Annotated in this window: 9 protein-coding genes; 7 read left to right on the forward strand and 2 right to left on the reverse strand. The window is 70.7% G+C overall.

The genetic code is table 11. The features are described 5' to 3' along the window. Positions 1 to 5 precede the first annotated feature (5 nt). Genes LBW94_RS04580 through LBW94_RS04610 form a run of 7 tightly spaced genes read left to right on the forward strand, consistent with a single transcriptional unit; the run spans position 6 to position 10,833 of the window. Positions 6 to 1,124 (forward strand): fatty acid desaturase, encoded by a 1,119-nt coding sequence (locus LBW94_RS04580; protein WP_225058621.1) that lies wholly within the window; start codon positions 6 to 8, stop codon positions 1,122 to 1,124. Next, the gene (locus tag LBW94_RS04585) at positions 1,105 to 1,896 is read left to right on the forward strand and encodes a PhzF family phenazine biosynthesis protein (protein ID WP_225058622.1); all 792 of its coding nucleotides are present in this window, start codon (positions 1,105 to 1,107) and stop codon (positions 1,894 to 1,896) included. The genes LBW94_RS04580 and LBW94_RS04585 overlap by 20 nt, the downstream gene beginning before the upstream one ends. Then, positions 1,893 to 3,173, forward strand: coding sequence for a cation:proton antiporter (locus tag LBW94_RS04590; RefSeq protein WP_225058623.1), 1,281 nt, complete (start codon positions 1,893 to 1,895; stop codon positions 3,171 to 3,173). Before LBW94_RS04585 ends, LBW94_RS04590 begins: the two co-directional genes overlap by 4 nt. Beyond that, a complete protein-coding gene (locus LBW94_RS04595; RefSeq protein ID WP_225058624.1) occupies positions 3,170 to 3,928 on the forward strand; it encodes a thioesterase II family protein in 759 nt (252 codons plus the stop codon). Before LBW94_RS04590 ends, LBW94_RS04595 begins: the two co-directional genes overlap by 4 nt. 38 nt (positions 3,929 to 3,966) lie before the next feature. Further along, positions 3,967 to 5,100, forward strand: coding sequence for a capreomycidine synthase (gene vioD / locus LBW94_RS04600; protein ID WP_225058625.1), 1,134 nt, complete (start codon positions 3,967 to 3,969; stop codon positions 5,098 to 5,100). Further along, a complete protein-coding gene (locus LBW94_RS04605; RefSeq protein WP_225058626.1) occupies positions 5,097 to 9,794 on the forward strand; it encodes a non-ribosomal peptide synthetase in 4,698 nt (1,565 codons plus the stop codon). The genes vioD and LBW94_RS04605 overlap by 4 nt, the downstream gene beginning before the upstream one ends. Before the next feature lie 10 nt (positions 9,795 to 9,804). Continuing rightward, complete coding sequence (locus LBW94_RS04610) at positions 9,805 to 10,833, forward strand: MupA/Atu3671 family FMN-dependent luciferase-like monooxygenase (RefSeq protein WP_225058627.1); 1,029 nt, start codon at positions 9,805 to 9,807, stop codon at positions 10,831 to 10,833. 4 nt (positions 10,834 to 10,837) lie between these two features. Here the strand turns inward: LBW94_RS04610 and LBW94_RS04615 are convergent, their stop codons facing one another. After that, on the reverse strand, positions 10,838 to 11,221 hold the full coding sequence (locus tag LBW94_RS04615; RefSeq protein WP_225058628.1) for a hypothetical protein: 384 nt from the start codon (positions 11,219 to 11,221) through the stop codon (positions 10,838 to 10,840). A 220-nt stretch (positions 11,222 to 11,441) separates the two neighbouring features. Then, the gene (locus tag LBW94_RS04620) at positions 11,442 to 12,674 is read right to left on the reverse strand and encodes a cytochrome P450 (protein WP_225058629.1); all 1,233 of its coding nucleotides are present in this window, start codon (positions 12,672 to 12,674) and stop codon (positions 11,442 to 11,444) included. Between the last annotated feature and the right edge of the window lie 11 nt (positions 12,675 to 12,685).

A 12,685-nucleotide genomic window follows, 5' to 3' on the forward strand; every position in this document is an offset into this window, starting at 1 on the left:
CGGCCGTGGACGACGTACGGGCCACCTATCTGCGCTTCCCGGGCTGGACCCAGCACTTCTGGACCTGGCAGACCGGCCGGGCCCTGCCGGGTCAGCGGCCGCTGATCCGGCACACCTGGGCCGGTTACCTCGCGCTGACGCTGACCTGGTTCCTCCTCGGCCTGACCGTGTCCACCCTCGCGGTGGCCCTGATGTTCCCGTACTGGTATCTCGCCCTGCTCGCCGGGTGGCTGCTCACCGTGCACGGCGAGCGGGTGATGGTGCTGGTGATCGCGCATCAGGCGCTGCACCGGCGGTTCAGCGGGAGCCGGCGGTGGGACGCGTTCTGGGGGGAGGCCGTCACCGTGCTGTCGATGTTCCACACCTTCGGCGATTTCGAGGCGGAACACTTCCACAACCACCACCGCCGCGAGGTGTTCGCCACCCCGACCGATCCGCCGGTGCAGAATCTGGTCGAGCTCGGGTTCCGGCCCGGGATGAGCCGCGAAAGGCTGTGGCGGCGAGCATGGTTCGTCTTCTTCTCGCCGATGTTCTACTGGCACGGCTTCACCGGCCGGTTGCGCAGCAATCTGCGCAGCCGGGGCTGGCGGATCCCCGCCGCCGCGCTGTGGGCCGGCTGGTGGCTGTCGCTGCCGTTCTGGCTGCCGCACGGCACGCTGGTGCTGCTGCTGGCCCTCGTCGTGCCGGTCATCCTGTTCGCGCAACTGAGCGCGCTGCTGGACCGGCTCGGCGAACACGAATGGCTCGCACCCCGCGATCCCGCGCTCGGACACCGCTTCTACACCGCCGCCAACACCTCCGCGCGCTACTGCGGCTCGCCGGTGCCCGCGCGCGGCGCCGGGGTGCCGGCCTGGCTCGGCTGGACCGCGGCGACGCTGTGCTACCACCTGCCCTCGCGGCTGCTGGTGGTGGTCGGCGACCTGCCCAGCCACGACCACCATCACCGGTACCCGGCCACGCCGGAGTGGACCACCGCCGCCTATGCCCGGCAGCGCGACATCGACACCGGCCCCGAGGGGCCGGCGTACCGCGAGGTGTGGGGAATGGGAGCGGCGGTCGACCGGATGTTCCGCAGTCTGGCCCAACGGGAGGAGAACCTCGGGGATGCGGCATCACATCGTTGACACCTTCGCCGACGCAACGCATCTCGGTAATCCGGCCGCGGTCGTCGAGCTGCCGGAATTCGCGCCGACGGCCGGGATGCAGGACAGCGCGCACCGGATCGGCCTGCCGACCACCGCGTTCGTGGTGGCCGCCGGCGCCGGGGAGTACCGGGTGCGCTGGTTCACCCCGTACAAGGAACTGAACCTCTGCGGGCACGCGACGATCGCCGCCACCCGGGTGCTGCTCGGCGACCGGACCCGGCTGACCTTCGTCTCCGACAACGGTGTGCTGCATGCCGAACGCAGCGGCGACCTGGTGTCGATCGATCTGCCGGCGGCGGCGCTGACCGCGTGCGATCCGCCGCCGGAGCTGCTCGCCGCGCTCGGCGTGCGGGCCGTGGCCTGCGTGGTGTCCAGCGACGACATCCTGATCGAGGTCGAATCGGCGACGGTGGTGGCCGCGATCCGGCCCGATTTCGCGGCGCTGGCCCGGCAGCCGTATCGCGGTCACATCGTGACCGCGCGCGGGGCGGACGGGGTCGATTTCACCTCTCGCACTTTCTTTCCGGCGCTCGGCGTCGACGAGGACCAGGTGTGCGTGACCGCGCACTGCAAGCTCACCCCGTACTGGGGGCGACGGCTGGGCCGGGACCGGCTCACCGCGACCCAGCTGTCCCGGCGTGGCGGCCGCCTGGCGCTGCGGGACGCGGGGGACCGGGTCCACGTACTCGGTTCGGCCGTCCTGCGCGGCGCCTACGACGAAGTGCCCGAACTGCTCGAGGAGAGACGATGACCGCGCACACGACGGTGCTGCTGGTCGGGGATCTCGTGGTGATCGCGGTGTCGGCCCGGCTGCTCGGGCTGCTGGCGCAGCGGCTGGGACAGCCGGCCGTGATCGGTGAGATCCTCGGCGGAATCCTGCTGGGCCCCACCCTGTTCCACGGCGCGGTGACCCACGCGCTGTTCCCGGCGGCGGTGCAGCCGGCGCTGACGAATCTGGCGAATATCGGCATCGCCGTCTTCATGTTCTTCGTCGGCCTGGAACTGGACCGGTCGATGTTGCGCGGCCAGGGCCGCATCGCCACCAGCGTGGCCCTCGGCTCGACGCTGGTGCCGTTCGGGTTCGGCGTGCTGCTGGCGTGGCATCTGCTCGGCCGGCATCCCAGCACCCAGCCGACGGCGTTCGTGCTGTTCTTCGGCACCGCGATGGCCGTGACCGCCTTCCCGGTGCTGGCCCGCATCCTGACCGGCCGCAACCTGCTGCGCACGCCGATCGGCGCGCTGTCGGTGGCCAGCGCGTCGCTGGCGGACATCCTGGCGTGGACGCTGCTCGCGGTGGTGACCGCGCTGGCCGGGCACAGCGCCGGTCTGTGGCAACTCCTGCTCATCGTCCCCTTCGTCGCGGTGCTGCTGCTGGTGGTGGGACCGCTGCTGACCCGGCTGGCCGCGCGTGGCGGCGGTGCTCGCGCACCCGGTTCGCCGGCCGGACGGTTCGGCGCGCTCGTCGCGGTGCTCGCCGGCGCGGCCGGGCTGTGGGTGTGCGCCGAGGCCACCCGGTGGATGGGCCTGCACCTGATCTTCGGCGCCTTCCTGTTCGGGGTGGCGGTGCCGCGCACCCGGGGGCCGCTGGCCGAACGGGTGCTGCCGTGGGTGCACCGGATCAACGGGTGGCTGCTGCTGCCGATCTTCTTCATGATCGCCGGACTCGAGGTCGACCTGTCGACGGTCGACGGCGCCGCACTCGGTGAGCTGGCGCTGATCCTGCTGGTCGCCATCGGCGGCAAGGGCATCGGCGCCTTCGCCGGAGCCCGGCTGAACGGGGCCCGCACCCGGCATTCGGTGGTGCTCGCGATCCTGGCCAACACCCGCGGGCTGACCGAACTGATCGTCCTGGTCGTCGGCCTGCAACTGCATCTGCTCGACACCCCGCTGTACTCGCTGATGGTGGTGATGGCGCTGGTGACGACCACGATGACCGCAATCCTGCTCTCGATCGTCTATCCCGAGTCGCGGGCCCGCGCCGACCTCGCGCCGCGGATCGCCGATCCCCGGCCGGAGGCCGTGCCGTGACCGCCGTCCGGGGCAGTTGGCTGCCACGCGAACCGGCGGTCACCGCTACCGCGCGGGTCTTCTGCCTGCCGCACGCCGGTTGCGGCGCCGGGGTTTTCGGCAACTGGCCCGCCGTCCGGGCCGGGGTCGAATTCCTGCCGATCGAACTGCCCGGCCGGCTGGCCCGCTTCGGCGAGACGATGCCCGCGACCTTCGAGGAACTGGCGGCCGACCTGACCGCCGGGCTGCGGCCGTATCTCGGGGTGCCGTACGCCTTCTTCGGTCACTGCTGGTCGGCACTGGTCGCGTACGAGGCGACCGCGCAACTCGAACGGTCCGGCGGACCGCCGCCGCGGCGGTTGTACGTGTCCTCGCAGCTGGCGCCACAGGACGGGCCGGTCGGCAAGATGCTCGGCATGGACGACGCGGAGCTGACCACCGAACTCGAGGCGATGATCCGCGAGCAGGGCAACACCCCGCATCCGGAACTGGTGGCGATCTACCTGAAGGTGCTGCGCGCCGATGTCGAGATGAGCCGCCGCTACGTCGTTCCCGAGCCGCGGCGGCTCGAGTGCCCGATCGTGGCGATCGGCTGGACCGAGGACGAGGATGTGGCCCCCGCACGGATGGCGGGCTGGCCGGTGTGCGGCGACACCGATTTCGCGCGCTTCCCCGGCCGGCACCACCGGTTCGTCGACGCACCGGACGAACTGCTGAACCTGTTGTGCCACACCATGAAATCCCCAGGTCGAGGCGACGGTCCCGGCTTTACGTGACATCACGGGAGGCCCGTGTGACTCCTAGCGTGGCAAGGGTGGACATCGAAATCGCATTGCTCGAGGCGTGGATGCGCGACTACTACCACAAGGTCGACCACGACATCGGGAGCAGCGGGGTCCGGGACCTGACCATGGCGGAATTCCGGCAGTTGTGCGGATTCGAGATGTCCGAACTGGACTCGATGGTCTTCCACGACAGCGAGAGCTACGGCGGCAGCGTGCTGCGCGGCGCGCTCGCCGATCGCTGGACCGGCGGCGACCGGGATCGCATGATGGTCACCCACGGTTCCAGCGAGGCGATCTACCTGGTGATGCAGCTGGCGCTGGCCCCGGGGGACGAGATCATCGTGCCGACCCCGGCCTATCAGCAGTTGCACGATATCGCCGCCGCCGCCGGCGCGCGCGTCACCCGCTGGCCGCTGCGGTCGCGCGACGGCTTCGCCGCCGACCTGGCCGAGCTGCGCCGGCTGGCCGCGTCGGGGCCGAAGATGATCGTGGTGAACTTCCCGCACAATCCGACGGGTATCTCGATCACCGCCGGCGAACAGCGGGAACTGGTCGCGATCGCGGCCGAGGCCGGCGCGATCCTGGTGTGGGACCACGCGTTCGGTGAACTGACCTACACCGCGGACCCGCTGCCGCTGCCGCTCTGGTACGACCGGTGCATCGCCTTCGGCACCTTCTCCAAGAGCTACGGCCTGGCCGGGCTGCGGGTGGGCTGGTGCGTGGCGCCGCCGCAGCTACTGGCCCGGATGGCGGTGCTGCGGGACTACATCGCGCTGTACGTCTCGCCGATCCTCGAATTCTTCGCCACACAAGCGGTCCGCAACGCCGACCGCATCGTGGCACTGCAACGCGAACACGCCGGCCGCAATCTCCGGCTGCTGTCGGACTGGGCCGCGAGCGTGCCCGAACTGGTGCGGTTCACCCCGCCGGCCGGCGGGGTGGCCGCGTTCGTGGAGTTCCACGGTCAGCCGGATGTGGTCCGGTCCTGCCGGCGGCTGGCCGAACAGCACCGGGTGTTGCTCGTCCCCGGCGCCTGCTTCGGCCCGGAATACCGCAACCACGCGCGGCTCGGCTTCGGCGGCACCGCCGCGGAGCTGACCGCGGGACTCTCTCTGCTGGAACAAGTCCTGCGTTCGGACGCGGGGATGGTGGTGAACAGATGACCGACCTGCGAGGCCGTATCGCGGCCCTGTCCCCGCAACAGCGAGCCCTGCTCGAACAGCGTGTCGCCGAACTGGCCCGCACCCGCGGTCCGGCGCCGGAGGAACGGATCACGCCGCGCGATCCGGACGAGCCCACACCGCTCGCCTTCCAGCAGGAGCGGGAGTGGGCCATCGCGCAGTTCCGGCCCGCCAACAACATTCCCGGCGCCTTCCGGGTCGACGGCGATCTCGATCCGGAACTGTTCGGCCGGGTGCTGACCGAGGTCAGCGACCGGCACGAGGTGCTGCGCTGCACCGTCGAGTTGCGCGCCGATGGCACCCGGGTCCAGCGGACGCATCCGCTGACCCCGGTGCCCGCGCCGGTCGTCGACCTGTCCGATCGCACGCCGGCACAGCAGCGCGCGGAAGTGTTGCGGCGCTGGACGATCGAGGTGCTGCAACCGTTCGACCCGAAACGGCCGCAGCGGCTGCGCACCACGATCCTGCGGATGGGCCCGCGGGATCACGTCGTGCTGATCACCACCGACCACACCGCCGCCGATCTGGTGTCGATGGCCATCCTGGTCCGCGAGGTGGCGACACTGTACGCGCTGCGCCGCAACGGATCCCGGGACCAACTGCCGCCGCTGGAGGTGCAGTACGCCGACTTCGCGGCCTGGCAGCGGGAATTCCACGCCAAGCGGGTCACCGAGGAGGTCGAGCACTGGCGCGGCATCCTCGACGGCGTCTCCGGTGTGCTGACCCTGCCCAGCGATCGGCCCTATCCGGCCCGGCCGATGTTCGCCGGCGCCGCGCACGTGGTGGACCTGTCGGCCGAATCGTCGGCGGCGGTACGCGCGTTCATCGAGCGCGAGAAGGCGTCGCCGGTGGTGGTGTTCCTGGCCGCGCTGTCGGTGCTGCTGTACCGGTATCTCGGCCGCGAGGACCTGGTCATCGGCGAGATCGTCTCCGGCCGCAGCCGAGCCCAAGTGGAACCGCTGATCGGCTGTTTCGTCACCGCGCTGCCGTTGCGCGTCCAGGTGTCCGACGACATGACCCTGCGCGAGGTGGTGGCGGCGGCGCAGCACACCGTGCTCACCGCGTACGACCATCAGGATCTGCCGATCGAGCGCCTCATCGACGAGCTGAACCTGGGCCGGGAGGCGTCGCAGACCTCGCTGAGCCACATGTGGCTGGACGTGCGCACCCCGGAGAGCGAACTGGCCATCCCGGGCCTGCGGATCACCCCGGAGCCGATCGAGGTCACCATGTCGGCGGCCCCGCTCACCCTCGACGCCGACCCGAACCGGGAACGGATCCGGCTCCAGTGGGTCCACATGACCGAGATGTTCGACACGGACACCGTGGTGGTGCTGGCGGATCAGTTCGAACGCGTGCTGCGGCAGCTGGTCACCGACCCGCAGCGCACCGTCGGCGCCACCGCGCTGGCAGTGGCCACCCCGCCGGTCGCCGCCGAGAATGCCGGTGACACCGCGACATTCGTGGAATTGTTCCAGCGCCGGGTGGCGGTGGCGCCGCACGCACCCGCGGTGATCCGGGACGGCGTCGCGACCGGCTACCGGGAGCTGAACGCCGAGGCGAACCGGCTGGCACATCGCTTGCGGGAGTGCGGGGTCGGCGCGGAGACGCGGGTCGGCATCCTGGTGGGCCGTTCGGTGCGATTGCCGATCGCGATCCTCGCCGTGCTGAAGGCCGGCGGTGTCTACGTGCCGCTGGACCCCGGCTATCCGCCGGAACGCATCGCCTACATGCTCGGCGACGCCGGCGCGCGGGTCCTGATCGCCGAGGACGAACTCGCCGCCACGCTGACCGCAGCCGGTGTGGCCCTGCCGGATACGGTGCTGCCGCCGGCCGCGCCGCAACATTCCGCCGAGAACCTCTCCGGCACACCCGATCCCGCGTGGGCCGCCTATGTCGTCTACACCTCCGGCTCGACCGGCCGGCCCAAGGGCACGGTGATCGAACATCGGTCGCTGGCCGTGTTCGCGCGCGACGCGGTGGACCGCCTCGGGCTCGGCTCCGGGGACCGGTTCCTGCAATTCGCCTCCGCCGGTTTCGATGTGCTCGTCGAGGAGCTGTTCCCGACCTGGCTGGCCGGTGGCGCGGTGGTGATCCCGGCGCAGCACATCATCAGCGGCGGTGTGGATCTGGCCGATCTGGTCGAGCGCGAGCGGTTGACCGTGATGGAACTGCCGACCGCGTACTGGCACGAATGGGTCCGCCAGCTCGACCGCGCGGAACGCGTACTGCCGGAACATCTCCGGCTGGTGATCATCGGCGGCGAACGGGTGCTGCCCGACCGGGTGACCGCGTGGCGGCGGCAGCCGGTGCCGCTGCTGCACGTGTACGGCCTGACCGAGACCACGGTCAGCTCCACCTTCTTCCGGCTCGATCCCGCCGATCCGGTGCACGACTGGCCGAATCTGCCGATCGGCACCCCGCTGCCGTCGGCCGAGCTGCGCATCCTGGACGACCGGCTGCGGCCGGTCCCGGCCGGCGCCACCGGTGAGCTCTACCTCGGCGGGATCAGCCTGGCCCGCGGGTACGCCGGCCGACCGGGGCTGACCGCGCACCGATTCGTCGCCGATCCGGATCCGGCCCGGCCGGGACGGCGGCTGTACCGCACCGGTGACCTGGTGCGCCGGCGGCCCGACGGCAATCTGGAATTCCACGCGCGCGCGGACACCCAGATCAAGATCCGCGGTTTCCGGGTCGAGCCCACCGAGATCGAGTCGACGCTGAGCCGGCATCCCGAGATCGCCGAATCCGTGGTGACCCTGTTCGAACCGGCCCCCGGCGATCGGCGGCTGATCGCCTACGTGGTGGCCCGGCCCGGTGCCGAACCGTCCGCCGCCACGCTGCGTGGCCACCTGGAACGTGAACTTCCGCCCTACATGGTCCCTGCGGCGTTCGTGCCGATGGACGCGTTGCCGCTGAACGCCAACGGCAAGGTCGATCGCGCGAAACTGCCGCTGCCGGCCGAGATCCGGGTGGAGCCGGGGGAGGAGTACGTCGCGCCGCGGACGCCGGTGGAACAGCGACTGGCCGAGATCGTGGCGGCGGTGGTCGGCCTCGGCGAGGTCGGCGTCCACGACAACTTCTTCGAGATCGGCGGCGACTCCATCCTGGCGATCCAGGTGGTGGCGCGGGCCCAGGAGTCGAATCTGCGGCTGTCCCCGTACGACCTGTTCGAACGTCCGACGATCGCCGCGCTGGCGGAGGTCGCGAGTTCGCAGCCGATGATCGACGCGGATCAGGGCGATGTGACCGGGCCGGTGCCGCTGGCTCCGGTGCAGCGTGCGTTCTGCCTGGCGCGGCCGGACTCGCCGCAGCGCTGGAACACCGCGATGCTGTGGGAGCTGCCGGACCCGGTCGCGGCCGAGACGGTCCGCGCGGCCGCGGAGCGGCTGCTCGCTCACCACGACGGACTGCGGCAGCGGTTCCTGCTCGCGGGGGAGCGGACCCGGGTCCGGATCGCACAGCGTGGCGACCGGACTCCGTTCACGGTGCACGACCTGAGCGAATTCGACGATGCCGCACAGGATCTGCGGATGGCCGAACTGACCGGGGAACTGCGGTCCGAGCTGGATCTGGCGGTCGGGCCGATGCTGCGCATCGGGTTGTTCCGGCTCGGCCGGCGGCCCGACCGGTTGCTGCTGATCGTGCATCGGCTGGTCGCCGATGCGACCTCGCTGCGGATCCTGCGCGGTGACCTGGCCATGCTGCTGGCCGCCGGTGCGGACGCGGCGCTGCCGGCCAAGTCGACCTCCTGGCAGTCGTGGATCCGGCGGCTGGTCGCGCACACCGGCAGCGACCAGATCCAGGGGCAGCGCGCGTACTGGACGGAAGTGGTGACCGCACCGGCGGGTGTGCTGCCGCTGGACCTTCCCGCCGATGCGGGTCCGGCGCCGGCACCCGGTGCCGGAGACGGTCACGCCAGGCCCGAACACGTTGCGGCGGAGTTCGATACGGTGGGCAGTGGCAGTCGCACCGTGGATACCGGTGGCACGGTGAGCGTGTCGGTGGCGGCCGGGCCGTTGCGGGCCGCGTGCGAGGCGCTCGCCGCTCGCGCCGACGAACTGCTGCTGACCGCGCTGGGCCGGACCCTGTCCGGCTGGACCGGTGCGGACCGGCACCTGGTCGACCTCGAGAATCACGAGCGCGCCACCGTTTTCGACGATGTCGACCTGGGCCGCACGATCGGCCTGCTGTCCTCGACGCATCCCGTCGCGCTCACCGGCACACCGGACGCCGCGCCGGAGACGACGCTGAAACAGGTCAAGGAGGCGCTGCGCGCGGTGCCGACGGCGGGCCTCGGCTGGCAGTTGCTGCGCCGCGACGGCGCCGTGCCGGCGCCGGTGGTCGAGTTCGGATTCGATTTCCTCGAGGAGACCGCCGCCGCGAAAGGTACTGCGGTGCTGCCGGTTCCGGACGAGTCGGGGCTGTCGGTGTATCGGCCGTACCCGATGGCGGTGCAGGCGGTACTGAGCGGGGACGAGCTGGTCGTGCGCTGGCACTACGACCAGCGCCGCTGCCGCCGGGAGACTGTCGAGGAACTCGCCGAGCGGCATCTCGCCGAACTGCGCGCGCTGATCGATCTGCGCGACGGCCCGGCCGCGGCCCGCACGCCGTCCGACTTCCCGCTGGCCCGGGTGGATCAGCGTCAGCTCGACAATCTGCTCGGCCGGTTCTAGGGAGATCGCCGTGGAGTTCAGCCTGTTCTTCTTCGCCGACAACGCCTCCGGCGGCGACAACTACCGGCTGCTGCTGGAGAGCGCGCGGTTCGCCGACGCGCACGGGTTGTCGGCGGTGTGGACTCCCGAACGGCATTTCCACGCCTTCGGCGGCCGCTATCCGAATCCGGCGGTCACCGGCGCCGCGGTGGCGGCGGTCACCGAGCGGATCGCCGTCCGCGCCGGCAGTGTCGTTGCGCCGCTGCATCATCCGCTGCGGATCGCCGAGGAATGGTCGGTGGTGGACAATCTGTCCGGCGGCCGGGCCGGGCTGTCGTTCGCCTCGGGCTGGCACGCCGCCGATTTCGTGCTGCGGCCGGAGAACTACGCCGACCGCAAGGCGCTGACGGCGGAGACGGTCGGCACCGTCCGGCGGCTGTGGCGTGGCGAGGAGGTCGAATTCACCGACGGCGCAGGGGAACTGCGGCCGACCCGGATCTTCCCGGCGCCGGTGCAGCCCGAACTGCCGGTGTGGCTCACCAGCGCCGGATCGCCGGAGACCTTCCGGGCCGCCGGCGGTCTGCGCACGGGACTGCTCACCCATCTGCTCGGCCAGGATCCGGTCGCGCTCGCCACGAACATCGCCGCCTACCGGCAGGCGCTGCCCGACGGCGAGCGCGGGCAGGTGGCACTGATGCTGCACACCATGCTCGGTCCGGACCGCGACCGGATCCGCGACCAGGTCCGCGAACCGTTCGGTGACTATCTGCGCAGCTCCGCCGATCTGATCCTGCGCGCCGCGGCCACGCTGCTGCCACCGGACGTCGACATCACCAAACTGCCGCAGCGCGACCGGGACTTCCTGATCCGGCACGCCTTCGAGCGGTACTTCAGCACCGCGGGCCTGTTCGGCACCGTCGAGGACGCGGTGGTGACCGTCGAGGCGTTGCGCGCGATCGGGGTCGACGAGATCGCCTGCCTCATCGATTTCGGCGTGCCGCACGACGAGGTCCTGGACTCGCTGAAATATCTGGTGGCACTGCGCGATCGGGTTGCCTGACCGATCAGGCGACGGTCACCTGGATATCGGTCGTCCCCTTGTTCTCGATCTCGAAGTGATCGCCGGGATCGGTGCCGCCGAGATCGAAGACCCGCGTCCCGTTCCACACTCCCGCCATCCCGAATTGCGGCGGATAACTCCACACGGTGGTGTTGTACCAGTCGACGAGGATCACGGTCTTCCCGGTCACCTCGCGCTGGTGCAGGTCCTTCAGGTTCGTGCTGGGCCGGGGCGTGCCGAATCGCAGTTCCACCAGGAAATTCGGCGTCGCAGTGCCGCCACCCGGCTGTACGACGACGGTCGCGGTCGGCGCCGCCTGATTACCCCCTTGCTGAACGCCCGGCAACCTGCCCTTGAACACTCCGTTGGGCGCCACGGTGATCGGCATGATGATTTCCTTTCGAACAGGCCGGTAGGAATTTTTGGCGACGCAATTGCACTGCGCCGCAGCAGTATTCATTACAACAGCAATTTCACCGGCACGGCGGCGAATCGGAAATCGAACATGCCCCGGCCGGAACGAACACGAGAATCGGCCCCGCGAAAACGAACCGGTCGCACCCGGAACGATTTTCGCGAGGCCGATGCACGCCGTGCGCCGGCGCGGCTCAGCCCACCTCGAGCCGCCGCGGCCGGAAGACCACCTCGCTGGGCAGGGAGGCGAAGCCGCGCTGATGCGGGGAGTGCACCCGGCGGATGCCGCCCATGTCGATCTCGTAGGAGGAGACCAGCGATCCCATCTCCTCCAGCGCGATGCGCATCTCCAGCCGCGCGAGCGCGGAGCCGAGGCAGTGGTGCGGGCCGTGGCCGAAGCTGATCAGATCGCTGGTGTCGCGGTCGAGGTCGAACACCTCGGGATCGTCGAAGACCCGCTCGTCGTGATTGCCGGACGCGGGCAGGATCGCCACCCGCGCACCCTGTTTCAGCTCGATACCGTGCAGTACGGTGTCGGTGGTGACCGCGCGCGCGGTCATCTGGCTGGCCGAGTCGTAGCGCAGGGTTTCCTGCGTCCAGTCGCCGGCCCGGCCGTGCAGACCCGCGCGCTGCACCTCCGGCAGCCGCGCGCCGTGATACCACGCGTTGCCGATGGTCTTGCCGGTGGATTCGTTGCCGGCGCTGATCACGAGGAACAGGAACGCCACGATCTGGGTGTCGGTGTGCCTGACCCCGTGCACCTCGGCCTGCAACATCAGCGAGGTCAGGTCGTCGCCGGGCCGCCGGCGCAACTCCCGCACCAGGCCGACGAAGTAGTCCGCCAGGCGCAGCGCCGCCGCCACCGCGTTGGGGCCGCGCTCCTCCGAGCCGTCCTCGCGCTGGTTGAGCTGATCGGTGTCGGCGCGGATCTGGTCCCAGTCCTCCGCCGGTACGCCGAGCATCTCGCACACCACGTCGTTGGGCAGGCCCGCGGCGTAGTCGGCGGCGAAGTCGAACCGGTTCTGGCCGCGCAGCGGTTCCAGCCGGTCCCGGGCCAGTTCGCGGATCCGCTGCTCCAGGCCCGCCACCTTGCGCGGCCCGAACGCGGCGCCGACCGGACCGCGGTACACGGTGTGGTCGGGTGGGTCCATGGCCAGGAAGAAGCTCGTCTTCACCGCGTGCGGACCCCAGAGCTCCTGCTCCAGCGAGATGCCGTTGGTGTTCGAGAACAACTTCGGATTGCGCAGCGCCGCAACGATATCGGCGTGCCGGGACAGTGCGTAGAAATCGCGCCGCTCATTGTAGTACAGCGGTGCGTGCGCGCGCATCCAGGCGTAGGTGGGATACGGGTCCTCGTGGATGCGGTAGTCGAACGGGTCGTATCCGCGCGCTGCCACGTCCGAGTCGGGGACGACGGGTGTGCCCATGGGATTCTCCG

Origin of the sequence: Nocardia sp. alder85J (assembly GCF_020176955.2) — a bacterium.
In the GTDB taxonomy this organism is placed as follows: Bacteria; Actinomycetota; Actinomycetes; order Mycobacteriales; family Mycobacteriaceae; genus Nocardia.